Origin of the sequence: Kitasatospora sp. NPDC056076, assembly GCF_042266305.1 — a bacterium.
GTDB lineage: Bacteria > Actinomycetota > Actinomycetes > Streptomycetales > Streptomycetaceae > Kitasatospora.
In genome coordinates this window covers 107947-132582 of the sequence record NZ_JBHJWG010000004.1, presented here as the reverse complement: position 1 = coordinate 132582, position 24636 = coordinate 107947, and the positions used below count along the sequence as shown (strand labels likewise).

23 protein-coding genes are annotated in these 24636 nt (G+C 74.0%); 11 read left to right on the top strand and 12 right to left on the bottom strand.

Annotation, left to right across the window (positions count from 1 at the left end):
- Positions 1-3 precede the first annotated feature (3 nt).
- Both ACFC1T_RS05210 and ACFC1T_RS05205 read right to left on the bottom strand, forming a co-directional pair.
- Positions 4-1047: a glycosyltransferase family 2 protein gene (locus tag ACFC1T_RS05210; protein WP_375883770.1), complete on the bottom strand. Its 1044-nt coding sequence runs from the start codon at positions 1045-1047 to the stop codon at positions 4-6.
- A gap of 269 nt (positions 1048-1316) precedes the next feature.
- On the bottom strand, positions 1317-1919 hold the full coding sequence (locus tag ACFC1T_RS05205; protein ID WP_375883767.1) for a superoxide dismutase: 603 nt from the start codon (positions 1917-1919) through the stop codon (positions 1317-1319).
- Between the two features lie 157 nt (positions 1920-2076).
- Here ACFC1T_RS05205 and tsaD point away from each other — a divergent pair, with 157 nt between their 5' ends.
- The 5 genes from tsaD to ACFC1T_RS05180 all read left to right on the top strand — a co-directional run bounded on the left by tsaD (position 2077) and on the right by ACFC1T_RS05180 (position 8149).
- Entirely contained in the window at positions 2077-3150 is a 1074-nt protein-coding gene (gene tsaD, locus ACFC1T_RS05200; RefSeq protein WP_375883765.1) for a tRNA (adenosine(37)-N6)-threonylcarbamoyltransferase complex transferase subunit TsaD, read from the top strand.
- A gap of 179 nt (positions 3151-3329) precedes the next feature.
- Complete coding sequence (locus ACFC1T_RS05195; protein ID WP_375883762.1) at positions 3330-5621, top strand: M9 family metallopeptidase; 2292 nt, start codon at positions 3330-3332, stop codon at positions 5619-5621.
- A gap of 147 nt (positions 5622-5768) precedes the next feature.
- A complete protein-coding gene (locus ACFC1T_RS05190) occupies positions 5769-5948 on the top strand; it encodes a hypothetical protein (protein WP_375883760.1) in 180 nt (59 codons plus the stop codon).
- Between the two features lie 94 nt (positions 5949-6042).
- Complete coding sequence (locus ACFC1T_RS05185; protein WP_375883757.1) at positions 6043-7125, top strand: cytochrome P450; 1083 nt, start codon at positions 6043-6045, stop codon at positions 7123-7125.
- Between the two features lie 34 nt (positions 7126-7159).
- Complete coding sequence (locus tag ACFC1T_RS05180) at positions 7160-8149, top strand: JmjC domain-containing protein (RefSeq protein ID WP_375883754.1); 990 nt, start codon at positions 7160-7162, stop codon at positions 8147-8149.
- A 39-nt stretch (positions 8150-8188) separates the two neighbouring features.
- Here ACFC1T_RS05180 and ACFC1T_RS05175 read toward each other — a convergent pair whose 3' ends face one another.
- Both ACFC1T_RS05175 and ACFC1T_RS05170 read right to left on the bottom strand, forming a co-directional pair.
- Positions 8189-8677, bottom strand: coding sequence for a hypothetical protein (locus tag ACFC1T_RS05175; protein ID WP_375883752.1), 489 nt, complete (start codon positions 8675-8677; stop codon positions 8189-8191).
- Between the two features lie 118 nt (positions 8678-8795).
- Positions 8796-10778 (bottom strand): ATP-binding cassette domain-containing protein, encoded by a 1983-nt coding sequence (locus ACFC1T_RS05170; protein WP_375883750.1) that lies wholly within the window; start codon positions 10776-10778, stop codon positions 8796-8798.
- A gap of 415 nt (positions 10779-11193) precedes the next feature.
- Here ACFC1T_RS05170 and ACFC1T_RS05165 point away from each other — a divergent pair, with 415 nt between their 5' ends.
- The 3 genes from ACFC1T_RS05165 (at position 11194) to ACFC1T_RS05155 (ending at position 13873) form a co-directional block, all read left to right on the top strand.
- A complete protein-coding gene (locus tag ACFC1T_RS05165; RefSeq protein WP_375883747.1) occupies positions 11194-11739 on the top strand; it encodes a histidine kinase in 546 nt (181 codons plus the stop codon).
- Positions 11740-11917: 178 nt separating this feature from the next.
- Complete coding sequence (locus ACFC1T_RS05160) at positions 11918-13168, top strand: sensor histidine kinase (RefSeq protein ID WP_375883746.1); 1251 nt, start codon at positions 11918-11920, stop codon at positions 13166-13168.
- Positions 13169-13171: 3 nt separating this feature from the next.
- Positions 13172-13873: a response regulator gene (locus tag ACFC1T_RS05155; RefSeq protein WP_375883744.1), complete on the top strand. Its 702-nt coding sequence runs from the start codon at positions 13172-13174 to the stop codon at positions 13871-13873.
- 103 nt (positions 13874-13976) lie between these two features.
- Here the strand turns inward: ACFC1T_RS05155 and katG are convergent, their stop codons facing one another.
- Positions 13977-16193: a catalase/peroxidase HPI gene (gene katG / locus ACFC1T_RS05150; RefSeq protein WP_375883742.1), complete on the bottom strand. Its 2217-nt coding sequence runs from the start codon at positions 16191-16193 to the stop codon at positions 13977-13979.
- Between the two features lie 227 nt (positions 16194-16420).
- Between katG and ACFC1T_RS05145 the strand changes: the two genes are divergently transcribed.
- Positions 16421-16834, top strand: coding sequence for a Fur family transcriptional regulator (locus ACFC1T_RS05145; RefSeq protein ID WP_360238584.1), 414 nt, complete (start codon positions 16421-16423; stop codon positions 16832-16834).
- A gap of 25 nt (positions 16835-16859) precedes the next feature.
- Here ACFC1T_RS05145 and ACFC1T_RS05140 read toward each other — a convergent pair whose 3' ends face one another.
- Positions 16860-18170, bottom strand: a complete 1311-nt coding sequence (locus tag ACFC1T_RS05140; RefSeq protein WP_375883739.1) for a cytochrome P450 — start codon at positions 18168-18170, stop codon at positions 16860-16862.
- 64 nt (positions 18171-18234) lie between these two features.
- On the opposite strand from ACFC1T_RS05140, the gene ACFC1T_RS05135 reads away from it, so the two are divergent.
- Entirely contained in the window at positions 18235-18855 is a 621-nt protein-coding gene (locus ACFC1T_RS05135; RefSeq protein ID WP_375883736.1) for an L-threonylcarbamoyladenylate synthase, read from the top strand.
- Positions 18856-18902: 47 nt separating this feature from the next.
- Here the strand turns inward: ACFC1T_RS05135 and ACFC1T_RS05130 are convergent, their stop codons facing one another.
- The 4 genes from ACFC1T_RS05130 to ACFC1T_RS05115 all read right to left on the bottom strand — a co-directional run bounded on the left by ACFC1T_RS05130 (position 18903) and on the right by ACFC1T_RS05115 (position 20896).
- Complete coding sequence (locus tag ACFC1T_RS05130) at positions 18903-19160, bottom strand: hypothetical protein (RefSeq protein WP_375883734.1); 258 nt, start codon at positions 19158-19160, stop codon at positions 18903-18905.
- Entirely contained in the window at positions 19157-19363 is a 207-nt protein-coding gene (locus ACFC1T_RS05125; protein ID WP_375883731.1) for a hypothetical protein, read from the bottom strand. The genes ACFC1T_RS05130 and ACFC1T_RS05125 overlap by 4 nt, the downstream gene beginning before the upstream one ends.
- Positions 19364-19395: 32 nt before the next feature.
- A complete protein-coding gene (locus ACFC1T_RS05120; RefSeq protein WP_375883728.1) occupies positions 19396-19839 on the bottom strand; it encodes a hypothetical protein in 444 nt (147 codons plus the stop codon).
- Positions 19840-20056: 217 nt separating this feature from the next.
- Positions 20057-20896 carry a helix-turn-helix domain-containing protein gene (locus ACFC1T_RS05115; RefSeq protein ID WP_375883726.1) on the bottom strand — a complete coding sequence of 280 codons (840 nt, stop codon included), beginning with the start codon at positions 20894-20896 and terminating at the stop codon, positions 20057-20059.
- A 168-nt stretch (positions 20897-21064) separates the two neighbouring features.
- Here ACFC1T_RS05115 and ACFC1T_RS05110 point away from each other — a divergent pair, with 168 nt between their 5' ends.
- Entirely contained in the window at positions 21065-21727 is a 663-nt protein-coding gene (locus ACFC1T_RS05110; RefSeq protein WP_375883724.1) for an NADPH-dependent F420 reductase, read from the top strand.
- Positions 21728-21781: 54 nt separating this feature from the next.
- Here the strand turns inward: ACFC1T_RS05110 and ACFC1T_RS05105 are convergent, their stop codons facing one another.
- On the bottom strand, positions 21782-22816 hold the full coding sequence (locus ACFC1T_RS05105; protein WP_375883722.1) for a LacI family DNA-binding transcriptional regulator: 1035 nt from the start codon (positions 22814-22816) through the stop codon (positions 21782-21784).
- Between the two features lie 20 nt (positions 22817-22836).
- Positions 22837-24633: a glycoside hydrolase family 36 protein gene (locus ACFC1T_RS05100; protein ID WP_375883719.1), complete on the bottom strand. Its 1797-nt coding sequence runs from the start codon at positions 24631-24633 to the stop codon at positions 22837-22839.
- Positions 24634-24636: the final 3 nt, after the last annotated feature.

Sequence of the window (24636 nt, the reverse complement as noted above, 5' to 3'; positions counted from 1 at the left end):
CGGTCAGCCCCGGCGCACGGCCTGGGCGGCCTGGCGGGCGCGCCGGACGGTGCGGTGGACGCGCTGGACGGCGATGAAGCGGTTCATCGCGTCGGCCTGGGTGAGGCGGTACTTGAGCCGCAGCTGGCCGTTGAGGCCGGCGATCCGCTCGGGGCCGATGGCCTGCAGCAGGCGGCTGACGTGCCGCTGGTAGACCTCCCAGTAGTTGCGGTCGCCGTCCGGGATGGACCAGAAGAACATCGGGATCTCCTCGGCCAGGCAGTTCCGGTCGTAGGCGCGCAGGTACTGCTCGGCGAAGAGGGCTTCGGGGCGGGCGAGCAGCCACTCCCGGACGAGTTCCATCGAGCGGACCCGGTCGATCAGTCCGCGCGGGTCGGTCTTCTTCTGGGTGATGGAGAGGTTGCCGTCCTCGCGGACCCGCCAGTGGTAGATCGGCTCGGAGAGCACGTCGACCCGTTCGGCGAGGAAGTGGTGGGGGACGCTGACCGGGGCGTCCTCGTACAGGATGCCCTCGGGGTAGCGGATGCCCGCGGCGTCGAAGAAGGTGCGCCGGTAGACCTTGTTCCAGGCGGTGCGGTCGGTGACCAGGGCGGGCAGTTCGCTGACGTGGGTGCGCAGCCGGGTCTCGCGGAAGGGGCGGCGGTGGGCGTGCGAGGGGGTGAGGCCGGTGGTGCGCAGGCGCATCGCGTTGCCGGTGGCGAAGTCGGAACCGGTCTGGTCGAGCGTGCTGATCATCAACTGGTAGGCGTGCGGCGGCAGGGTGTCGTCGCTGTCGACGAAGGTCAGGTACTGGGTGCCGGGGGCGAGGTGGCGCCAGCCGGTGTTGCGGGCGGCGCCGAGGCCCTTGTTCTCCTGCTGGACCAGCCGGAAGCGCCGGTCCCGGGCGGCGTACTCCTTGGCGATCACCGGGCCGTCGTCGGTCGAGCCGTCGTCGACCAGCACGCACTCGAAGTCCGTGAAGGTCTGGGCCGCGATCGAGTCCAGGCACTCCGCGAGGTAGCGCTCGACGTTGTAGATCGGGACGACGACGGACAGACGAGGGGCCATCGGACGGCCTTTCGCTCAGGAGCGGACGGGCCGGTCGGCCGGTCGGCCGCCGACCGCCGGTGACCGGCGGTGTCCCGAGCGTAGCGACCGCGCGCCGTTCACGGGCGAACAACGGGTGGCGGAGGGCGTTCGGTTCGGTGTGACTGACGTGACGGGGGTCGACGGCCGTGGCGGGGAACCACGGCGGGAACAGGGGGAACACGGGGGAAGAACAGGGGGAGGGCCCCGGACCGCCCGACCGGTCCGGGGCCCTCCTGCTCGCTCGGTGCTCAGGCGCCCTTGACGGCGGCGAAGCGGGAGGAGACGTCCTGCCAGTTGACGACGTCCCACAGACGGGTGACGTAGTCGGGGCGGACGTTGCGGTACTGCAGGTAGTAGGCGTGCTCCCAGGCGTCGAAGGCCAGCAGCGGGGTGGTGTTCTGCCCGACGTTGCCGTGGTGGTCGTAGACCTGCTCGACGATCAGGCGCTGCCCGAGCGGCTCCCAGGACAGGATGCCCCAACCGGAGCCCTGGACGCCGGTGGTGGCGGTGGTGAGCTGCTTCTTGAAGGCCTCGAAGCTGCCGAAGTGCTCGGTGATGGCGTCGGCCAGCTCGCCCTCGGGGCGGTCGCCGCCCTCCGGGGACAGGTTCTGCCAGAACAGCGAGTGCAGCACGTGGCCGGAGAGGTGGAAGGCGAAGGTCTTCTGCAGGCCGACCAGGCCGCCGAACTGCTCCTTGTCGCGCGCCTCGGCGAGCTGCTCCAGGGTGTCGTTCGCCCCCTTCACGTAGGCGGCGTGGTGCTTGGAGTGGTGCAGCTCCAGGATCTCGGCGGACATGGCCCGCTCGAGCGCGGAGTAGTCGTACGGCAGGTCGGGAAGCGAGTAGGTGCCCATCAGGACACGGCCCCTTTCGGCGGGTTGAGCGATGACGATCGTGCCGGGACAACACTATTGCGTATGAGTTGCAGGAACGAAGCATGGGCTCCTGCTTATTCCACCGTTCACATCGGGCACAATGGTCACCCGCACGTGTAATGAGTGAAGAGGGTGAGTGACTGTGACAGGGTCGCCGGTGGTCGTGCTGGGCATCGAGTCCTCCTGCGACGAGACCGGTGCCGGTCTGGTCCGGGACGGCGTGCTGCTCGGGCAGGCGGTGGCCTCCTCGATGGACGAGCACGCCCGCTACGGCGGGGTGGTGCCGGAGATCGCCGCCCGGGCCCACGTCCACGCGATGGCCCCGGTGGTGCAGGAGGCCCTGGACCGCGCCGGGCTGACGCTGCGGGACGTGGGGGCCGTCGCCGTCACCACCGGCCCCGGCCTGTCCGGCGCCCTCCAGGTCGGGGTCGCCGCCGCCAAGGGGTACGCCTTCTCGCTCGGCGTCCCGCTGTACGGGGTGCACCACCTCGCCGGGCACGTCGCCGCCGCGACCCTGGACGGCGGGCCGCTGCCCGACCCGTGCATCGTGCTGATCGTCTCCGGCGGGCACACCTCGCTGCTGCTGGTCCGCGACCTCGCCCGGGGCCGGATCGTCCACCTCGGCGACACCCTGGACGACGCGGCCGGCGAGTGCTTCGACAAGGTCGCCCGGATCCTGGGCCTGCCCTACCCCGGCGGGCCGGCCGTCGACCGCGCCGCGCGCGACGGGGACCCGGCGGCGGTACGGCTGCCGCGCCCGCTGACCGGGCCGCGGGACGACCCGTACGCCTTCTCCTTCTCCGGCCTCAAGACCGCCGCCGCCCGCTGGGTCGAGGCACGGCGCACGGCCGGCGGCGAGCCGCACGTCCCGGACGCGGCGGCCGCCCTCCAGGAGGCGATCGCGGACGTGCTCACCCGCAAGGCGGTGCGGGCCTGCACCGACCACGGGATCGACACCCTGGTGGTGGTCGGCGGGGTCGCCGCCAACTCGCGGGTGCGGGCGCTCGCCGAGCAGCGGTGCGCCGAGGCCGGGATCGCCCTGCGGGTGCCGCCGCTGCGGCTGTGCACGGACAACGGCGCGATGGTCGCGGCCGTCGGCGACCTCCTCGTCCGGGCCGGGGCCGAGCCGGCCCCGGCGGACGTGTCGGTGGACCCGTCGGCGCCGCTGGAGTTCGCGGCGCTCACCCCCCGGGCACGGTCGCTGGTCTGACGGACCGTCAGGCGAGGCGCGGCGCGCGGAAGGGCACGGTTCGGTCTCGTCGACCGGAACCCCGGCTCCCGGGTCTTCCCTTTACCTGAATGAGTGTGCCATTTTACATGTCACACATCAGACTCCGTCCGTGCGCCCCCACCGCACGGCCCCCTCACGGTCCCGGAGGCCCCCACCCCATGCGTCCCTTCCGGATATCGAAGGCGAACGCGCGCAGACTGCCTGCGCTCGGCGTCGCCTTCCTCCTCGCAGCCGGCCTGTTCACCCCGCAGGCGCACGCGGCCGACCGCACCCCGACGCCCACCGCACCGGCTGCCGCACCGGCCGCCCACCCGGCCGCCCCACGCGTCGCCGCACCCGTCGCCCCGCGCGCGATCCCGGTGCCGAAGTCGCCCGACACGCCCCAGGACCCCCGCCCGCTCGCCGCCGAGAGCCACGGCAGGCCCACCGCCCCGACCGCGGCCGGTGCCGTCGGCACCGGCCGGACGGCGCGGCAGCTGACCGCCTGCGACACCGCGGCGTTCACCGGCACGTCCGGCGCCGCGCTGGTCCAGCGGGTCAAGGCGGCCGGCCTCGACTGCGTCAACACGCTGTTCACCCTCACCGGCACCGACGCCAAGGGCGCCTTCGCCGAGGCCAAGATGGTGACCGTCGCCGACGCCCTGCGCGACACCGCCGCCGCCGGCTACCCGGGCGACAACTCCACCTCCGCCGGGCAGTTGGTGCTGTTCCTGCGCGCCGGCTACTACGTGCAGTGGTACCACCCCGACGCCGTCGGCCCGTACGGCGACGGCCTGCGGACCGCGATCCGCGGCGCGCTGGACGCCTTCTTCGCCGCCCCGCACAGCAAGGACGTCACCGAGGCCAACGGCGCCACCCTGGCCGAGGCCGTCACGCTGATCGACAGCGCCCGGGAGAACGCCCGCTACACCGGCGTGGTCAAGCGCCTGCTCGACGGTTACACCGGCGGGTGGACCGGCTCGATGGCCGCCGCCGTCGGCAACACCGGGACCGTCGTCGAACGCGGCTTCGAGCTCCCCGAGTTCACCGCCGCCCTCCAGGCCGACCCGTCCTTCGCCACCACCATGGCCTCCTTCGTCACCCGCAACAGCGCCCAGCTCACCGGCTCCGACCCGGTGACCCGGATCGGCATCCAGATCGGCAACCTGGTCGCCGTCGACGGCCTCCGGGCGCAGGGCCGGCCGATCGTCAAGGACCTGGTCAACCGCTACCCGCTGGTCGGCTCCACCGCCCCGCTCACCATGAACCTGCTCTGGTTCGCGGAGCAGAAGGACGCCGGCAACTGCTCCTACTACGGCACCTGCGACGTGCCCGCCAAGCTCGTCCCGCTGGTGCTCAGGAGCGACCACGCCTGCAACCCGAACCTGCGGATCCGCTCCCAGAGCATGACCGACCGGCAGAACGCCGACACCTGCACCAGCCTGGTCGGCCAGGACGCGTACTTCCACCGGGTGGCCAAGGACAACGGCCCGGTCGCCGACGACCACAACACCGGCCTGGAGGTCGTCGTCTTCGACGACTACTACAACTACAGCCTCTACGCCTGGGAGATGTACCACATCGCCGTCGACAACGGCGGCATGTACGAGGAGGGCAACCCGGCCACCCCCGGCAACCAGGCCCGCTTCATCGCCCACCAGGCCGACTGGCTGCGCCCGAGCTTCCAGATCTGGAACCTCAACCACGAGTACACCCACTACCTCGACGGCCGCTACGACATGTACGGCGACTTCGAGGCGGGCATGACCACCCCGACCGTCTGGTGGGTCGAGGGCCTGGCCGAGTACGTCTCGTACGGCTACCGGGGCGTCCACTACGACGACGCCGTCACCCAGGCCGGCAAGGGCAGCTACCCGCTGAGCACGCTCTTCGACACCACCTACGACAACGCCGACTCCACCCGGGTCTACAACTGGGGCTACCTGGCGGTGCGTTACATGCTCCAGTCGCACCCCCAGGACGTCGACGCCCTGCTCGCCGCGTACCGCACCGGTGACTGGAACGGCGCCCGCACCCTGCTCAAGACCACCATCGGCACCCGCTACGACGCCGACTTCGCGACCTGGCTCAAGGCCTGCGCCGCCGACGACTGCGGCAGCCTGCCCGCCGACCGGGCCCCGCTGTGCGCGGCCGCCGACACCCGGCAGTACGACCGGAACTGCCGCCGCGACGGCGTGGCCGCCACCACCGGCAACTACGGCTACAGCTTCCTGTACCTGCCGGCCGGGGTGAAGCAGCTGACCATCACCACCGCCGGCGGCACCGGCAACGCCGACCTGTACTACAACGGCCCTTCCTGGGCGACCACTTCGTCGTACCGGGCGAAGTCCACCGCCGCCGGGAACGGCGAGACCCTGACCATCGCCGACCCGCCGTCCGGCTGGGTGTACTTCAGCCTGTACGCCCAGCAGGGCTTCGGCGGCGTGACCGTCACCACCACGTACAACTGACCGGCCGAATGCGGGAGCGAATGCCCCCACCGGAAAAGGTTATAACGATTCGGCATTCGAATGGGCTGTCAATACCCCGTAGAAATCGAACTCCGGTTGTCGAAGGGGTGTCATGATCGCCGTCGTTCGGTTAAGGTCCTGAGTCAGTTGAGCAGTTCGGCCTTCCGGACCGGAATGCCGGACCTCATCACCGGTGCGGCCACACCTATTCGTCGCACCCGTATTCCCGGAAAGGGGAAAACCATGAAGATGATCAAGGCGATCGTGAAGAAGTTCAAGCGTGACGAGGACCTCGCCAACCACGCGTGGGTGCTGCACGTCATCTGACGCACCACGGCCGGTGGGGCGGCGGCGGTACCGCCGCCCCACCGGCGCCGTATTTCATCGGTATTCCCACGGAGGCGGGATCCTCGTGCAAGAAATGGCGCCGGAAACGGTCCGCGAACATTCCGTCGTCTACGCCCCGCGAATTCAGGACCTATTGGCCCGGGACGCGAAGGTGTTCCGCGTCGACGCCCGCACCGTCGGCGTCTCCGACGCCCGCCTGATGGCCGAGATCGTGGCGGCCCGCCCGGTGCTCCAGACCGAGCGCTCCGTCTACAAGCCCGCCGCGGGCGCCGACATCCCCCACGACAGCGCGACCCGGACGATCCGCGCCCTCGGGCAGGACGTCATGGCGGGCATCCGCACGCCACCGCCCCCGGCCCGCGGGCTGAACGGCGCCTGGCCGTACGCGCCCACCTCCTACCTGCGCCGGTGGCTGTTCGGATCCGACCCGCTGCCGGTCTCCCTGCTGGCCAAGCGCGGCATCACCCGCTCCGACACCCTCTCCCGGCTCGTCGACCGGGCCGTCACCACCTGGCCGGGCGGCGCGGGCGGGAACGGGAACGGGGACCGGAACGGGAACGGGAACGGGAACGGTCCCGGAACGCCCACCGCCATGGCCGGACTGATCCGCGGCGCCGACGACCCGCTGGAACGCAAGCAGGCCGTCGCCATGTACCGGCGCGCCTCCGCCACCCTCTGCGACGGCGTGGCCGCCCTGGCCGGCAACGCCCTGTGGCTGATGCGGACGGCGCCCGAACCGCACCAGGACCTCACCACCGTCCTGTGGGAGACCCTGCGCCTGCTCCCGCCCGCGTGGATGCTCTACCGCAACGGCGGGGACGCCTACGCCGGACTGCACCCGGAGATCCGCCCCGAGGACAACGTCGCGCTGCTCCCCCTGCTGATGCACCGCCACCCGGACTACTGGGCCGACCCGCTGGAGTTCCGGCCGCAGCGGTGGGAGGCGGTCGCCGACCCGGAGAAGACCCCCGGGTTCATGCCGTTCGGCTTCGACGGCGCCCGCTGCTGGGCCAAGCACCTGGTCGTCCCGCTGGCCGAACGCCTGCTCACCGTCGCCCTCGACCACGGCCTCACCATCCGCGGTCCCCGGCAGGACGCGCCCGTCCCGCTGCGCTCCCTGCTCTCCGTACGGTTCGAGGCCTCCGTCGGCAGCTGAACCGGCCGGCCCTCCCGACAGCACTGGACACACCATGGAATCGCCCACGCTCGCCGACTGGGTCGGCGACCTCGCAGGCTTCGCCGACCACCGGTGGCAGCGCGAACCCGCCGTCTTCTCCCCCGCCCGGCCCGCCTCGCCGTTCGACCTCGAAGCGCTGGACGCCGCCTTCGACAGCGGGCTGCTGCGCACCCCGTACCTGGAGATGGTCCGCTCCGACAAGGTGGTCCTCCCGGCCGAGGCCTTCACCACCTCCCGCACCGTCAACGGCACCACCCACCACGGCTTCGCCGACCGCGCCAAGGTGCTCGCCCTGCTGCGCACCGGGGCGACGCTGCTGCTGCGCTGCGTCGACCAGTGGCACGGCCCGACCGGGGACCTGGTGGCCCGGCTCTCCGAGGAGCTGGACCGGCGGGTGGAGGCGTTCTTCTTCCTCACCCCGGTCGGCGGCCAGGGCCTCGCGGTGCACCGCGACGACGCCGACGTGTTCGTCCTCCAGGTCGCCGGCCGCAAGACCTGGTACGTCCACGACGCGCCGGCCGCCGCCGAGTGGTCGCTGGGCGAACTCCCCGACGACGAACGCTCGGCGCAGCGCCTGCACACCGTCCTCGGGCCCGGCGACGTGCTCTACGTCCCGCGCGCCTTCGCCCACCGTGCGGTGGGCGCCGAGGGACTGTCCGGCCACCTGTCGCTGACCGTCCGCGACCTCTCCGTCCCGGACCTGCGCACGGCCCTGGACCAGCTGCTCGCCGAAGGGCTGGCGCTGCCGACCCGCCCGCTGGGCGAGCCCGCGATCGCCGCCGCCGGCGCCACCCTGCTGGAGCACGCCCGGGCCCGGCTCGGCGGCATCACCTCGGAGCAGCTGCTGCGCGCCGCCCGGACGGGCCGGGCCCGGCCACCGGCCGCGACGGGCACCGACACCTTCGCCGGGACGGCCCGGGACTGGGCGGACGACGCCCCCGCGGGCGGGCCGGCCGGGCGCACCTGGCGGCGGCTGCGGGCCGTGGCCCGCAGCGGGCGCTGAGCCGTCGGCCGACCTGCCGCGCTGTGGTGGCCCGGCAGGTCAGTCGACGGGCGGGAAGACGAAGTGCTCCCCGTCCCGGACCAGGAACCGCCAGCACTCCTCGACCTTCGCACTCGTCGGCAGGACGTCGATCCTGAGCTCGTGCTCCAGGGTGATCCGCAGGTCGCCCTCCGGCGCCCGCTCCACCGCCAGCACCCGGGGCGAGCGCCGCTCCAGGAACTCCCGCAGCGCGTCGGCCCCGGCGTCGTAGGCGAGGCGGTCGCCGCCCCCGGCCGGCACCAGGTCGTCGGAGCCGAGGTACACCTCCCCGCACTGGACGATCCGGAACGGGCACTGGGCGTGCACGGCGTACCGGCTGCCCGTCGACACCTCCCCGCCGTCGCCCCGCGGCCAGGAGACCGTCCCGCCGAAGTCGACGACGCCCATGCCGCCGAACCGGTAGACGTTCACCCACACTTCGCCGACCAGGAGCTGCAGCAGCTCGTCCTCGTCCGTCGCGTCCGGTTCGGGTTCCCCGTTGTTCAGCATGCCGTCATCGTCGTGCATCCGGGCCCGTCCGTCGCCCGAATTCCGGCCCGCCGGGCGGGCGGTGGGCAGCCGCCCGCCCGACGGGGTCACCGGGTCGGGCCCCGGCGCGGTCCCGGGGTCACGCCCCGGCTCGGCCCCCGGCCGGCCGGGGCCGGTCCGCCGCCGACCGCTGGGCGGGGACGGCGCGGTCGCGCTGGAGGTCCAGCAGCTCGCGGAACAGGCCGTCCGGGCGGGCGGCGAGTTCGGCCCAGGTGCCGGTCTGGACGATGCTGCCCTGGTCCATCACGATCACCCGGTCGGCGACCGCCGCGTTGGCGATGTTGTGGGTCACCAGCAGGGTGATCCGGCCCTCGGCGAGGCCGCGCAGGGCGTGCAGGATGCGGTGCTCGGCGCGCGGGTCGAGGTCCGAGGTGGGCTCGTCCAGGATCAGCAGCCCGGGGCTGCGCACCGTGCGGTACAGGGCCCGGGCGACGGCCGCGCGCTGCCAGCCGCCGCCGGACAGCTCGGCGCCGCCCCACCACCCCTGGGCGAGCAGGGTGCGCCAGCCCGAACGCAGCCGGCCGACCGTCTCGTCGAAGCCGGTCCGGGCCGCGGCCTCCACCACGTCCGCCATCCACCGCTCGGTGAGGTGGCCCAGGTGGACGTTCTCGGCGGCGCCGAGCGGCCAGCGGGCGAACTCCTGCGGCACCCGGGCGACCCGGGACCACATGCCGTCCGCGTCCAACTCCTCCACCGGCACGCCGTCCCAGGTGATCCGGCCGGACTGCGGCAGGTAGAGGCCGGAGAGCAGCTTGAGCAGGGTCGACTTGCCGCTGCCGTTCTGCCCGATCACGGCCACCACCTCGCCGGCCCGCAGGGTCAGGCTGACCCCGCGCAGGGCGGGCTCCTGCTGCTCGCCCGGGTAGGCGTGGCTCAGCCCGGTCACCTCGACCAACTGCGGTGCTCCCGGCACCAGTTCGCCGCGGTCGATGCGGTGGCCGCCGGCCTCGTCCAGGAAGGTGAAGTAGTCGTCCAGGTAGAGGCCCATCCGGTACAGCCGGGCGCCGTTGCCGACCAGGCCCTGCAGCCCGGAGGAGGCGGTGCGCAGCGCGAAGGTGGCGGTGCCGGCGGCGGCCAGGTCGATCCGGCCGGAGGCCACCAGGTAGAGCAGGGTGCCCCAGATCAGCGCGCTGCCGGCCCCGGTGCCGAGCGCGGCCAGCAGCGAGACCTTGGCCGCCTGCCGGGTGGCCCGGTCGGTGGCGGCGACGATCTTGGCCTCGGCACGGCGGTACTTGGCCATCAGGAAGGGCGTGACCTGGTCCGAACGGACCTGGTCGGCGCGGGTCTTGTCGATCAGGAACCAGCGGTAGACGCGCAGCGCGCCGCGGTCCTCGTTGGTGACCACCGCGGCCAGGTAGTGGATCCGGGCGGTGCGCACGGCGGCGACGGCGGTCGGCACCGAGCCGAGCAGCAGCAGCGGCACCAGCCAGGGGTGCAGCGTCGCCAGTACGCCCGCCGCGGCGGCCAGCGAGACGGTGGAGGCGATCACGTCCTGGGCGTTGGAGAGCAGGTCGGGCGTGGTCGAGGCGCCCCGGTCGGCGGCCTCCCACTGCTCGTTGTAGGCGGGTTCGTCGTACGCCTCCAGCTCGGCGGCGCACCCGGCGGCGATCAGCGCCAGCTCCGCCTCCCGGGTGATCCGGGGCGACACCCGGCCGGACAGGCCCACCACCGCGATGCCCAGGACGGCCCGCAGCCCGGCCGAGGCGGTCAGCAGGAGCAGGGAGGGCGTGGCGGTGCGCAGGTGCTCGGCCACCGGCCCGGGCACGAGCAGGGCGCCCAGGGTGCCGGTGGTGGCGTACAGCGCGAGCGCCCCCGCCACCCCGGCCAGCGCCTGGCAGACCAGCAGCAGCACGGTGGACGTGCGGTCCGCCGCCCAGGCCAGCGCCAGCGCCCGGCGGACCAGGTGCGGCAGGCGGCGCAGCATCGCGCCGGTGGACATCGACGCGCCCGCCTCGGCGCGGCGGTCGCCGGGGAAGCGCAGGTGCAGCTCCTCGTCGTGCTCGGCCCCGGCCGGGGACTTCTCGGCCAGGGGCTTCGTGGGCTTCACGACCTGTTTCGACACGGTGTTCCTCCCAGGTACGGCGGCCGACGGCCGCAGCGGTCCCGCACGCGGGCAGCCCTCACCGCGGGGTGGGCGCGGTGGGTCGGCAGCGGTGCCGGAGGGCACTCTGCGGAGGTCGGGCTGCCGGTGCGGACCCCGATCCTGGCAGCGGCCGACGGGCCCGTCCGGCGTGTCCCGCCCGCTCTCACCCGATCCGGGCGATTCCGTGTCGGCGACGGCGAGTTGGTGGATGTCGATCACCGGGACGCTCCGCGATGTTCGATTCGCGGCGGGCCCGGGCGGACCGGCGGCGGCTCATCCGCTCATCGGACGGCCACCCCACCCGCTCCGGGTCGACGGGACGCTTCCTGTGGCCGGGTGGCGCGCCGAAGGTCACGATGGAGGCCCGAGCCGCCCCCAGCCCGATCGGAGTGCGATGAGCGAGCAGCACAACGTCGTCCTGCTGACCTTTCCCGACGGCGGCGCCTGGCGTCCCGCGTTCGACGAGGCGCAGCACCTGCCGGGGCTGCGGTACGCGGCGGCGATGGAGCGCAGTGCCGACGGCCTGCTGGAGATCAAGGACACCTTCACCCGGGGAGCCGGGGTGGCCACGGTCGGGTCGGGGGTGCTGGGCGGCCTGGTGGGGCTGCTCGGCGGGCCCGTGGGCGTGCTGCTCGGCTTCGCGGCGGGCGCGGCGCTCGGCAACGCGGCCGAGGAGCGCGCGGCCTCGGAGGGCGGCGCCGCGCTGATCGTGCTGTCGCCCCGGGTGCCGGACGGCGGGGCGCTGGTCGCCGTGGAGGTGCGGGAGGCCTCGCCCGGCCCGGCGGACGAGCTGGCCGCGAAGCACGGGGCGAGCGTCGAGCGGATCGACGAGCACGCCTTCACCGAGCAGGTCCGGGCCGCGGAGCGGAAGGCCGAGGAGAGCCGGAAGGCCGAGGAGGGCCGGGCGGACGAGGAGGGCCGGGCGGACGAGGAGTCCTGAGCCCCCGGCCCGCCCGGGGGCTCACTCCGCCCGCAGCGCGTCCGCCGCCCGCCGCAACTTCCGTACCGCGCCGGGCGTACGGGCTGCGGCGTCATCCTTGCGGGGTAGTCGTCAGGTGCAGCGGCTGCCGCCGCTCGCGGGGCTGTCCCCGACGGCGGCCGACCGCCACAATGACCCGGTGATCAACCACCCCACCGTGCGACGGCTGCTGGACGGCGGCGCCGACGACGCGCCGCCCCCGCCCCGGCCCACCCGGCGCGGCCAGGCCTTCGACCTGGCCCTGGCCCTGTTCCTGGCCTCCGTCTGCGGCCGCTACGCCGTCGTCGCGGCCCACGCGCACGGCCAGTACGGTCCGGGCGGGCACGGATCGCCCTGGCACGGGATGCTGCTACTGGTCCCCGTCGTCCCGCTGCCGCTGGTGCTGCGCCGGCGCCACCCGCTGGCGGTGCTGTGGACGGTGCTGGCGGCCGCCCTGCTGGTGCGGTCGCAGCACGAGGACATCGCGTTCTGGGCGGGCGTGGTGGTGATCGTCGCCGCTTACGGCGCGGCCGCCTACGGGCGCCGCCCGAAGGCCGTGCTGCTCGGCCTGGCGGCCGCCACCGCGGCCCTGGTGGTGCTCTTCGACCACGCCCTGCTGCCGCACTTCCAGAACTGGGTGATCGCCGTGCTGGTGCTGGTGCCGGTGCTGGCCGTCGCCTACGAACTGCGGATGTGGCGGCGCCGGGTGGAGGAGGGCCGGGAGCGGCTGACCGCCCTGGAGCGCGAGCAGCTGACCGCGCTGGACCGCGCGGTGGACCTGGAACGGGCCCGCATCGCCCGGGAGTTGCACGACGTGGTCACCCACAACGTGAGCATGATGACGATCCAGGCCGGGGCCGCCCGCAAGATCCTGGACACCGCTCCGGACAGGGCCCGCGAGGCGATGGCCGCGGTGGAGGCCGGCGGGCGCGCGGCGATGACCGAACTACGCCAGGTGATGGGCCTGTTGACCATCGACTCGGAGACCGGCGGCGATCCCGCGGCCACCGCCGACCTCAGCCCGCAGCCCGGCCTCGGCCGGCTCGACTCCCTGGTGGAGGGCGTGCGCCGGGCCGGCCTGCCGGTGGAGCTGACGGTGCGCGGGGAGCGCCGGACCGTCCCGCCCGGGGTCGAACTGGCCGCCTACCGGGTCGTCCAGGAGGCGCTCACCAACACCGTCAAGCACGCGGGCGGCGCCGCCGCCGCGGTGACCGTCGACTACGCCGCCGACCACCTCACGGTGGAGGTCACCGACACCGGCGGCCGCCCCACCGGCGCCGCCGCCACCGGCAACGGGCGCGGCCTGCTCGGTCTGCGCGAACGCCTCGCCGTCTACGGCGGCACCCTGCACACCGGCCCCCGGCCGCGCGGTGGCTACCGCGTCAAGGCCTCGATACCGCTGGAGAGTTGAGAGTTGACTGACGCCGTGGAGCAGCACCCGATCCGCGTGGTGGTCGCCGACGACCAGGCCCTGGTCCGGATCGGCTTCCGGCTGATCCTGGAGTCCGAGGGGATCGAGGTGGCCGCCGAGGCCGAGGACGGCGAGCAGGCCGTCGCCGCCGTCCGCCGCACCCGGCCGGACGTGGTGCTGATGGACATCCGGATGCCCGGCCTGGACGGCCTGGAGGCCACCCGGCGGATCCTGGCCGGCCGGCCGGCGGACCGCGCCGCCGACGCGCCCCGGATCATCATGCTGACCACCTTCGACCTGGACCACTACGTCTACGCCGCGATGGCCGCCGGGGCCAGCGGCTTCCTGCTCAAGGACGTCACCCCGGAGCACCTGGCCGCCGCCGTCCGGCTGGTCCGCACCGGGGACGCCCTGCTCGCCCCGGCGATCACCCGCCGGCTGGTCGAGCGCTTCGCCCGCCCGGCCGCCCCCGAGGCCGCCGCCCCGCACCGTGAACTGGCCACCCTCACCCCGCGCGAGCTGGAGGTGATGGGGCTGCTGGCCCGCGGCCTCAGCAACGCCGAGCTGGCCGGCCGGCTCCAGCTCTCCGAGGCGACGGTGAAGACCCATGTGGCGCGGATCCTGGGCAAGTTGGGGCTGCGGGACCGGGCCCAGGTGGTGGTCGCGGCGTACGAGACCGGGCTGGTCAGCGCGGGCGCGCCGTAAGGCCGGAAGGGCGGAAGGGCGGAGGGGAACGCGCCGCAACGACGTACGGGAGCCCGGGGGTTGGTTGACAACCCCCGGGCTCCCGCCGTCATCGGCTACCGCGTCACACCAGGTCGAAGCGGTCCGCGTTCATGACCTTGACCCAGGCCGCGACGAAGTCCTCCACGAACTTCTCCTTGGCGTCGTCGGCCGCGTACACCTCGGCGACGGCGCGCAGTTCGGAGTTCGAGCCGAACACCAGGTCGGCGCGGGTGCCGGTCCACTTGACCGCACCGGAGGCGTCCCGGCCCTCGAAGGTGTGGGCGTCCCCCGAGGCGGAGGACCAACTGGTGCCCAGGTCCAGCAGGTTGACGAAGAAGTCGTTCGTCAGCACGCCCGGGGTCTCGGTCAGCACACCGTGCGCGGACTGCTGGTGGTTGGCGCCCAGCACGCGCAGACCGCCGACCAGCACGGTCAGTTCGGGCGCGCTCAGGCCCAGCAGGTTCGCCTTGTCCAGCAGCAGGAACTCGGCCGGCAGCCGGTTGCCCTTGCCGACCCAGTTGCGGAAGCCGTCCGCCTTGGGCTCCAGCGCGGCGAAGGACTCGGTGTCGGTGAGCTCCTGCGGGGCGTCCACCCGGCCGGCCGCGAACGGCACCTCGACGGCCAGCCCGGCCGCCCTGGCCGCCTGCTCGACGCCGACGCCGCCGGCCAGCACCACCAGGTCGGCCAGCGAGACCTGCTTGTCGCCGGCCTGCGCGTTGAAGTCCCGCTGCACGCCCTCCAGCGCCCGCAGGACACCGGCCAGCCGGTCCGGCTCGTTGACCTCCCAGCCGGCCTGCGGCTGCAGCCGGATCCGGCCGCCGTTGGCACCGCCGCGCTTGTCGCTGCCGCGGAAGGAGGAGGCCGCGGCCCAGGCCGCGGAGACCAGCTCGGAGACCGACAGGCCGGTCCCGGCGATCCGCCGCTTGAGGTCGGCGACGTCCGCGGCACCGACCTGCTGGTACGAGACGGCCGGCAGCGGGTCCTGCCAGAGCAGGTGCTCGGCCGGGACCTCCGGGCCGAGGTAGCGCACGACCGGGCCCATGTCGCGGTGGGTCAGCTTGTACCAGGCGCGGGCGAAGGCGTCGGCGAACTCCGCCGGGTTCTCCAGGAAGCGGCGCGAGATCGGCTCGTACACCGGGTCGAAGCGCAGCGACAGGTCGGTGGTGAGCATGATCGGGGTGTGCCGCTTGGCCGGGTCGTGGGCGTCCGGCACGGTGCCCTCGCCGGCGCCGTCCTTCGGCTTCCACTGGTGGGCGCCGGCCGGGCTCTCGGTGAGCTCCCACTCGTAGCCGAACAGGGTCTCGAAGAAGCTGTTGTCCCAGGTGATCGGGGTGGCCGTCCAGATGCCCTCGAGACCGCTGGTGATGGCGTCGGCGCCGACGCCGGTGCCGTAGCCGCTCTTCCAGCCGAGGCCCTGCTGCTCCATCGGCGCGGCCTCCGGGTCCGGGCCGACGTTGTCCGCCGGGCCGGCGCCGTGGGTCTTGCCGAAGGTGTGGCCGCCGGCGATCAGCGCGACGGTCTCCTCGTCGTTCATCGCCATCCGGTAGAAGGTCTCGCGGATGTCGCGGGCGGCGGCGATCGGGTCCGGGTTGCCGTTGGGGCCCTCGGGGTTGACGTAGATCAGGCCCATCTGGACGGCGGCCAGCGGGCTCTCCAGCTCGCGGTCGCCGGTGTAGCGCTCGTCGCCGAGCCAGGTGGTCTCGGGGCCCCAGTAGACGTCCTCGTCGGGCTCCCACTCGTCGACCCGGCCGCCGCCGAAACCGAAGGTCTCGAAGCCCATGCCCTCCAGCGCGACGTTGCCGGTCAGGACGATCAGGTCGGCCCAGGACAGGCTGCGCCCGTACTTCTTCTTCACCGGCCACAGCAGTCGGCGGGCCTTGTCCAGGCTGGCGTTGTCCGGCCAGCTGTTCAGCGGGGCGAAGCGCTGCTGGCCGCCGCCGGCGCCGCCGCGGCCGTCGCTGATCCGGTAGGTGCCGGCGCTGTGCCAGGCCATCCGGATCATGAACGGGCCGTAGTGGCCGAAGTCGGCCGGCCACCAGGACTGCGAGGTGGTGAGCACCTCCTGGATGTCCCGCTTGACGGCGGCGAGGTCCAGGGCGCTGAACGCCGCGGCGTAGTCGAAGTCCGCGCCGAGCGGGTTGGCGACGGCGGGGTTCTTGGCGAGGATCTTGAGGTTCAGCCGCTCCGGCCACCACTGGCGGTTCCCGCCGCCCTGGGTGGGGTGGAGCGCGCGCCCGTGGTTGACCGGGCAGCCGCCCGCGCTCGCCTCTACACCGGTTGCATCGTGGTTCTCAGACATGGGAATCCTTCCGTACAAGGCGGATCACGGTGTCTATCTGCTACCTACGGCACCTACTGCTGCTATTCGGCACTGCCGTTACCCAGGCTAGCGCCGGAGCCGATCCTACGATGGACGTAGTCCAAGTCAAGAAAGACACCAAACCCCCGTCCGGCCGAGGTCGGAGGCCTCAGGACCGGCATTGGTAAACTCCGGTCTTCCCCCATGACCTGAATAGGTGAACCGTGATGAGTGACCTGCTGGAGCGGCTGCGCGAGCGCGGCTGGCGCCTCACCTCCCAGCGGCGTGTCGTGGCCGAGGTCCTGGACGGCGAGCACGTGCACCTGACCGCCGACGAGGTGCACGCCCGCGCGGCCGAGCGCCTCCCGGAGATCTCCCGCGCGACGGTGTACAACACCCTCGGCGAGCTGGTCACCCTCGGTGAGGTCATCGAGGTGTCCACGGACGGGCGCGCCAAGCGCTACGACCCCAACGCCCACCACCCGCACCAGCACCTGGTCTGCACCGGCTGCGGCGCCATCCGGGACGTCCACCCCCTGGGCGACCCGCTCGCCGACCTCCCGGCGGAGCAGCGGTTCGGCTTCGCCGTCTCGGGCGCCGAGGTCACCTACCGGGGCCTCTGCCCGGCCTGCGCGGGCTGAGCCGGCCCACCGGCGGAGCGCGCCGTCACCCCGGAACCGTCCAGCGCACCGGCAGGCTCTTGAGGCCGTTCTGGAAGTTGGACACCAGGCGCCGCGGCGGCCGGTCCGGGTCGAGCTCCAGCCCCGGGAGGCGGTCGAGCAGGTGGCGCAGGGCGGACCGCAGCTGCAGGCGGGCGAGCCGGGCGCCGACGCAGAAGTGCGGGCCGTACCCGAAGCTCACGTGGTCGTTCGGGGTGCGGGAGACGTCGAAGCGGTCCGGCTCCGGGAACACGGCCTCGTCCCGGTTCGCCGAGGCGTGGTGGACCACCACCTTGTCGCCCCGGCGGACCGGCTGCCCGGCGATCCGGGTGTCCCGCGTCGCGGTGCGGCGGAAGTGCACCACGGGCGGCCAGCAGCGCAGCATCTCCTCCACCGCCGACGGGACCAACTCCGGCCGCTCGCACAGGAGTCGGTACTGGTCCGGATGACTGAGCAGGGTGTGCAGGCCGCCCGGCAGGCCGTTGCGCACGGTCTCGTTCCCGGCGACGGCGAAGAGGAAGAACATCGTCTCGAACTCGGCGGCGCTCAGGCCGGCGTCCCGCATGCGGGCGACGATGCTGCCCGGCGGCGGCTGTCGGGCGAGCGCGTGGGCGTAGGCGAACATGTCGGCGAGGGCCGCGCGGGAGCGCGGGTTGAGCGGGCGGCCGTCAGGGGCGGTGGGAGTGGTCGGCCGGTGGTCGAGCGCGGCGCGTCCCACGGCGGTGAGCCGGGATGGGTCGGCGGTGCTGGAGTGGGCGTAGTCGGGGTCCTGGTAGCCGATCACCCGGTTCGACCAGTCGACCAGCAGCTGCCGGTCCTGCTCGGGCACGCCCAGGACCAGGGCCAGCGTCCACACGGGCAGATCGGCGGCGAGCGGCACGAAGTCGGCTTCGCCCAGGGGGCGAATCGCGGCGACCAGTTCGGCCGCGCGCCCCTCGATGGCGGCGGTCAGCCGGTGCAGCGCCCGCGGGGTGAACGCGGCGGTGACGATCCGGCGCAGCCGGGCGTGGTCCGGCGGGTCCTGGTTGAGCATCATGGTGCGGACGAAGGCCAGGTCGGCGGGGGTGTCCGGGTCGCGGATCTGGGTCGCCCCGAGGTGTGAGGAGAACAGCTCCGGGCTGCGCAGCACGTGCTTCACGTCCGCGTGCCGCAGCACCGCCCAGTAGCCCGCCCCGGCCGGCCAGTCCCCCACCGCCGGCTCCTCCACCCAGCAGACCGGGGCCTCGGCCCGCAGCTCGCGGAACAGCCCGTACGGAACGCCCTCGGCGTACGTCCCGGGCAGGAAGATCCGGTTCACCCGCGCCTGGTCCAGTGCCACGGTGACCGACCGTACTGCGTCGCGGTTGCGGCGATCAACCGGTGGGATCCCGTAAGGTCGGCCAATGGCCAAGTACTTCGACGTGCACCCCGAATCCCCCCAGCCGCGCACCATCAGCACCGTGGCCGACAGCCTCCGCTCCGGAGCCCTCATCGCGTACCCGACCGACTCCTGCTTCGCGCTCGGCTGCCGCCTGGACAACCGCGACGGGCTGGAGCGGATCCGGTCCATCCGGCGCCTCGACGACCGCCACCACTTCACCCTGGTGTGCGAGGACTTCGCTCAGCTGGGGCAGTTCGTCCAGCTCGACAACAACGTCTTCCGGGCCGTCAAGGCCGCGACGCCGGGCAGCTACACCTTCATCCTCCCCGCCACCAAGGAGGTGCCGCGCCGGCTGATGCACCCCAAGAAGAAGACCGTGGGGGTGCGGATCCCCGACCACGCCGTCACCCGGGCGCTGCTCGCCGAACTGGGCGAGCCCCTCCTCTCCAGCACCCTGATCCTCCCCGGCGAGGACGAGCCGATGACCCAGGGCTGGGAGATCAAGGAACGCCTCGACCACGTGCTGGACGCCGTGGTGGACTCCGGCGACTGCGGCACCGAGCCGACCACGGTCATCGACTTCTCCAGCGGCGAGGCCGAGATCACCCGCCGGGGGGCCGGCGACACCGCGCGCTTCGAGTGAGGGCCCGGCGGCCGGGGCCGGGGGGCCCGGCCGCCCGGCTGCCCGGCTCAGCGGTGGCGGAGGTCCACGAACGAGCCCACCAGCCCACCGAGGGCGATCGCCGGGATCAGCGACGCGTCCCACGGCTGACCACCCGCCGGCCCGGAGGCCGCCACCAGGGCGGCGACCGCCAGCGCCGTCGCCCGCCCCGCAGTCGACTGCGGAATCAGCGGCGAGGGCTTGCCGTTTCGCCGCTCACGGGCCAGTTTGATGACGAGCAGGAGCAGTGCGACTGCGAGCAGTGGCGGCACCATGTCGTGGGTCATGCCGCCAGGATGTCATGGACGGTGATGAGTTGATCGAGTTGGGTGGGGTCATCGATCCGCAGGAAGGCCGCCTCGACGGCCAGTTGGAGCTCGGGCCCGCGCAGCCAGGCCGCGAAGGTCCGGTACGCGGCTCCCCTTTCGTCCCAAAGGGCGTCCCGCGGTTCGAGCTCACCGCCGAGGGCGAACTCGTACAGGCGCTCCACGGCCACGGGGCTCGCGAGCCGGGCCCATTCTGTTAGGCCCTCTCCGGCCGATCTTGCCGGGCCCGCGACGCCGGGCATCCCGCCTGGCCGCACGCCCGAATCGCCCAAGTACACCCAGTACGAGGACGATCCGGGCGCACGCCCAGCCGGGCGCCCACCGCCGCGGGCTGATCCGACAAGACCGACCGGACAGGGCCTACCCGACCGCCGGTCCCGTCCGGATCGGCGGCCCCCAGGCCACTGAGCACGGCCTCGGTGTCCCCGCACTTCCGGGCGTCGTGCAGGACGTCCGGCCACAGGGCGTCGAGGAGCCGGCGCAGGTACGGCGCCTCCGGCCAGTCCTGCCAGCCGGCCTGCGCCAGCTTGCGGCAGACCAACGGCACGTCGGGCCAGGCGAGTTCGCCGGTCAGGACGAGCTGGAGGATGCGCGGCGCGAAGTAGCGCAGGTCGGCGGGCGAGCCGACGGTGTTCAGCACGGAGGCGGCGTAGGGTCCCAGTTCCTCGGGCGTCAACTGCGCGCGGGGCGTGCGCAGGAGGCGGTCCAGCCCGGCCCGGGAGGCGCAGCAGGGGCAGGCGTCGATGCGGCTCGGCCGCGGGGCGGTCTAGAACGCCTCGGGGAGACCGGTGACCAGGTGCTGCAGTGCGGTGCCGTCCGTCATGGACCCATCATGGGCGCCGTTCGTTTCGGGACCGTCAGCGAGTGACCTCCCAGGAGAGCAGGAGGCGGAGGGCGTCGTCGGAGGGGGTGTCCGGGTCGGCGGTGTAGGTGATGAGGGCCTGGTCCGGGTCGTCGGCGGGGCGGAGGGTCTCGTAGGCCAGGTCCAGCGGGCCGACGACCGGGTGGTGGAAGCGTTTGTGGCCGGAGGTCTTGTCGGCGACCGGGTGGTCGGCCCACATCCGGTGGAACTCGGGGCTGCCGAGGCAGAGTTGGCCGATGAGTTCGGCGAGCCGGGGGTCGTCGGGGCGGCGGCCGGCTTCGAGGTGGAGGAAGGCGGTGTTCTCCCGGGCGCAGGTGGTCCAGTCGGCGTAGAGGTCGCGGGAGGCCGGGTCGAGGAAGGTGATCCGGGCGATGTTGCGGTGCTCCGGCGGGAGGGCCCCGTAGTCGCCGAAGAGGGCGGTGGCGGCCCGGTTCCAGGCGAGGATGTCCATCCGGTGGCCCATGACCACGGCGGGGGTGTGGTCGAGGCGGTCGAGGAGGCGCAGCAGGGAGGGGCGGGGCTGCTGGCGGGCCGGGCGGCTGCGGTGGGTGCGGCCGGCGGGGCGGGCGAGGCGGTGGAGGTGGCCGGTCTCGTCGGGGAGGAGGCGCAGGGCCCGGGCGACGGCGTCGAGGACGGTGGTGGAGGGGTTGCCGACGCGGCCCTGTTCGAGGCGGGTGTAGTAGTCGACGCTGACGCCGGCCAGGTGGGCGAGTTCCTCGCGGCGCAGGCCGGCGACCCGGCGCAGGCCGCCGTAGTCGGGGAGGTCGACGTCCTCGGGGCGGAGGCGGGCGCGGCGGGTGCGGAGGAAGTCGCTGAGGGCGGGGGTCGGGTTCACGGGGTGATTGTGGCCCGGCCGGGCGTGGCGTGCCTGGCCCCGGCAGGACCAGGCACGCGTCGGCCCGGGGTTGCGCAGGGCCACCCCGGGTGTGGGGGAACAGATCCGATCGGCGTGTGGTTGGGGCAGGGCGACGGCCAAGGACGGCACTCGCGAAGGGGCTTACCCATGAAGATCGGCATCATCGGCGCGGGCAACATCGGCGGTAACCTCACGCGGCGGCTGACGGCTCTCGGGCACGAGGTCTCGGTGGCGAACTCGCGCGGGCCGGAGTCGTTGCGGGCGCTGGTCGAGGAGACGGGCGCGAAGGCGGTGACGGCCGCGGAGGCGGCGCACGGCGCCCAGGTCGTGGTGGTGACGGTGCCGTTGAAGAACGTACCGGGCCTGCCCGCGGGGCTGTTCGACGGCGCCGCCGAGGGGCTCGCGGTGATCGACACCGGCAACTACTACCCGAAGGAGCGCGACGGCCGGATCGACGCGATCGAGGACGGCGGGCTGACGGAGAGCCGCTGGACGGAGCAGCACCTGGGCCACCCGGTGGTGAAGGTGTTCAACGGCACCTACGCGCAGGACCTGCTGGACCGCCCGCTCCCGGCGGGCGACCCGGAGCGCCTCGCCGTGCCGGTCTCCTCGGACGACGAGGCGGCGAAGGCCGTGGTGCGGGCGCTGGTCGACGAGTTGGGCTTCGACACCGTGGACGCCGGCGGCATCGACGAGTCCTGGCGCCAGCAGCCGGCCACGCCGGTGTACGGGCTGCGCGCCGGGGTGGCGGCGGTCACCCGGGCGCTCGCGGAGGCGTCCCCGGAGCGCCCGGAGGCGCACCGGGCCTGAGGCACCGCGGCGGGGCCCGGCCGCGCAGGGCTCCGTCGCTCAGGCCACCGCCGGTCAGGCCGAACTCGCCCGCACCACCAGCTCGGTGGGCAGCTCCAGGCCGCCCGTCGGCGCGGCCCCGCCGTGCACCTGGTCCAGCAGCCGGGTGACCAGCCCGGCCGCCAGGGCCCGCAGCGGCAGCCGGACCGAGGTCAGCGGCGGGTGCAGGTGGCGGCAGAGCGGTGAGTCGTAGAACCCGGTGACCGCCACCCCGGCGGGCCCGACCGCCGACCCCTCGGCCCGGATCGCCTCGTACGCGTCCAGCGCCAGCAGGTCGCTGCCCGCGGCGACGGCCGTCGGCCGGTCGGGCCCGCGCAGCAGCTCCCGCACGGCCGCCACCGGCCCGGCCGTCGGCGCCGCCTCCGACGGGGCGACCGCCGTCAGGCCCAGCCGGCGCGTCTCGGCGAGGAAGCCCGCCCGCCGGGCCGCCATCCAGGGCAGGTCCTCGGCGGCGCCGAGGTAGCCGATCCGGCGGTGGCCCCGCGCCGCGAGGTGCCGCACCACCGCGGCCATCGCCGCGTCGTTGGCGATGTCCGCCCAGTGCTGCGGCTCGCCCGGTCCGGTCCGGCCGAAGCTGACGAAGGGGACGCCCAGCCCGGCGACGTGGGCGATCCGCCGGTCCTCGGTCAGGACGTCCGCCAGCACCAGCCCGTCGACCTGCCGGGCCGCCACCAGTTCGTCGATGGCCGCCACCGGGTCCGCCGCGGGCGGGGCGGGCCGGAACAGCAGCACCCGCTGCCCGCGTTCCCCGGCCGCGTCGACCAGGGCCTCCAGGAAGCCGGCCATCAGCGGGTTGGGGTCGAGCGGGTCGTCCACCGGCGCGAGGTAGCCGATGGTGCGCCGGGCGCCGCTGCGCAGCGACCGGGCCGACTGGTCGGGCTGGTAGCCGAGTTCGCGGATCGCCGTGCTGACCCTGGTCAGCGTCTCGGCGCGGACCCGGTGCGGGGCGTTGAGTGCGTTGGAGACGGTCTGCCGGGAGACCCCGGCCGCGCGGGCGACCTCCTCGATGGTGGTGGCGCCACGGCGCGGTCGGTGCGCTCCCTCGGGCATGCGGGTCCTCCGGTGGTGGGTCAGGGGCGGCGCAGCGACAGCAGCCCGCCGCGCGGCACCGCGAGGGTGTCCGTCCGGTCGAGGTCGATCTCGTCCTGCCGGACGATACGCCCCCGGGCGTCCTGGACGGTGGCGCTGGCCCTGCCGCTGCCGCCCACCAGCCGGACGTCCGGGTCGGCGTCGGCGTTGGCCACCAGCAGGGTGTGCCAGTCGTCCGCCGAGACGTCCACCGGCAGCGCCGCGTACCGGGCGACCACGACCGTCCCCTCCCCGCGGGCGGTGACCAGCGGGTATCCGAGGTCGGGCCGGCTGGGGAGCAGTTCGCCGCGCTGCAGGGTGTCGAGGTGCTCGCGGAACACCCCCAGCCAGAAGGCGATCGCCTCGCGCTGCCCGGGGTCCTGCGCGGCGAGGTCGACGGAGATCTGGGGCACCGAGAAGAGCACGTTGACCAGGTGGCAGGCGATCTGCTCGGGCGGCTCGGCCGGGTGCCACATCAGCATGTCCGCGTGCACCGGCACCGGCCCGGCGGCCAGCCGCACGTCGACGGTGCGCTGCCGGTTCTCCTGCGGGCTGAGCGGGCAGTCGGTGGCCCGGATCATGGTGGCGTACGGCCACAGGGCGGGGCTGACGTACGGCTGCCGGTGCTCGATCATCGCGTCCGGGTGGGCGGCGGTGGTCCGGGCCCGGATCGCGGCGAGCAGCCGCTCCACGCCCTCGGCCACCTCGGCGCAGTCCGCCTCGGGGCCGGGCCCGGGGGCGTCGGGGCGCTCGGCGGCGCGGGCGAAGGAGTCGACGAAGTCGACCTTGAGCCCGTCCATGCCCCACTCCTCGACGGCCCGGGCCAGCCGGTCGGTGAGGAACTCGCGGACCTCGGGGTAGCGCGGGTCGGCGACCACCGCGCCCAGGTGGGGGACGTCGGCGAGGGCGTGCCGGCCGATCTTCCGGTAGGCGGCGCTGTCCTTGCCGATGAACGGCAGCGCGTACCAGAGCAGGTAGCGGACGCCGAGGTCGTGGACGCGCCGGACGTGCTCGGCGGTGTCGGGCAGCGAGACGGGCTCCCAGTCGCCGCAGTGGGCGTAGCCGCGGGTGCGGTCGGCGGTCATCCAGCCGTCGTCGACGATGATCACGTCCAGCCCGAGGGCCTTGCCGAGCGCGGCCTGGGCCTCGATCCGCTCGGGCGAGACGTCCTGGTGCATCGCGTACCAGGTGGAGTAGGCGGGGCGGCGGGCGTCCTCCGGGACGACGACGGTACGGCCCTCGCCCCACCAGGCGGTCAGGTCGGCCAGGCAGCGGGCGAAGTGCCGGCCCGAGGTGTCGATCCGGACGGTGATCCGGCCGGCGGCCTGGGCCCAGCAGCGGAAGTCACCGGTCTCCTCGACCACTCCGGCCCCGACCAGCACCTCGGTCTGCTCGGCCGCGAAGGCGCAGACCGAGGTGTCCCCGGTGCCGACCAGCGCGGCGATCGGGGCGCCGGCGGCGGGGCCGGTGCGGCGCGGGGCGCTCCAGGCGGCGGGCAGCCAGCCGGTGCCGCGCGGTTCCGGGGTCCAGAAGGAGGTGACGTCCACGCAGGGCACCCGCCACTCGATCCGCACCTCGGCCGGGCCCTCGGCGCTCACCTCGACCACGCCGTCGGCGACCTCCCGGACGGTGGCGGTACCGCTCGCCCGCAGGTCCAGGCCCCGGGCCCGGGCGTGGGGCAGCGGGTGGAGCGCTCCGGGGGCGGGGGCGTGCGGCTCCCAGACCTCGGTCGTGGTCCCGGCCGTAGTCCCCGCTGCGGTGTCGGCCGCGGTCCCCGCTGCGGTGTCGGTCTCGGTCATGCC

Bases quoted from the DNA above. Each gene is read 5' to 3' on its own strand.
- ACFC1T_RS05100 (WP_375883719.1), bottom strand. From the start codon at position 24,633: ATGACCGAGACCGACACCGCAGCGGGGACCGCGGCCGACACCGCAGCG.
- ACFC1T_RS05165 (WP_375883747.1), top strand. From the start codon at position 11,194: ATGAGCGAGCAGCACAACGTCGTCCTGCTGACCTTTCCCGACGGCGGC.
- ACFC1T_RS05185 (WP_375883757.1), top strand. From the start codon at position 6,043: ATGGCGCCGGAAACGGTCCGCGAACATTCCGTCGTCTACGCCCCGCGA.
- ACFC1T_RS05145 (WP_360238584.1), top strand. From the start codon at position 16,421: ATGAGTGACCTGCTGGAGCGGCTGCGCGAGCGCGGCTGGCGCCTCACC.
- ACFC1T_RS05110 (WP_375883724.1), top strand. From the start codon at position 21,065: ATGAAGATCGGCATCATCGGCGCGGGCAACATCGGCGGTAACCTCACG.
- ACFC1T_RS05205 (WP_375883767.1), bottom strand. From the start codon at position 1,919: ATGGGCACCTACTCGCTTCCCGACCTGCCGTACGACTACTCCGCGCTC.
- ACFC1T_RS05130 (WP_375883734.1), bottom strand. From the start codon at position 19,160: ATGACCCACGACATGGTGCCGCCACTGCTCGCAGTCGCACTGCTCCTG.
- ACFC1T_RS05180 (WP_375883754.1), top strand. From the start codon at position 7,160: ATGGAATCGCCCACGCTCGCCGACTGGGTCGGCGACCTCGCAGGCTTC.
- katG (WP_375883742.1), bottom strand. From the start codon at position 16,193: ATGTCTGAGAACCACGATGCAACCGGTGTAGAGGCGAGCGCGGGCGGC.
- ACFC1T_RS05210 (WP_375883770.1), bottom strand. From the start codon at position 1,047: ATGGCCCCTCGTCTGTCCGTCGTCGTCCCGATCTACAACGTCGAGCGC.
- ACFC1T_RS05135 (WP_375883736.1), top strand. From the start codon at position 18,235: ATGGCCAAGTACTTCGACGTGCACCCCGAATCCCCCCAGCCGCGCACC.
- ACFC1T_RS05195 (WP_375883762.1), top strand. From the start codon at position 3,330: ATGCGTCCCTTCCGGATATCGAAGGCGAACGCGCGCAGACTGCCTGCG.
- ACFC1T_RS05175 (WP_375883752.1), bottom strand. From the start codon at position 8,677: ATGCTGAACAACGGGGAACCCGAACCGGACGCGACGGACGAGGACGAG.
- ACFC1T_RS05105 (WP_375883722.1), bottom strand. From the start codon at position 22,816: ATGCCCGAGGGAGCGCACCGACCGCGCCGTGGCGCCACCACCATCGAG.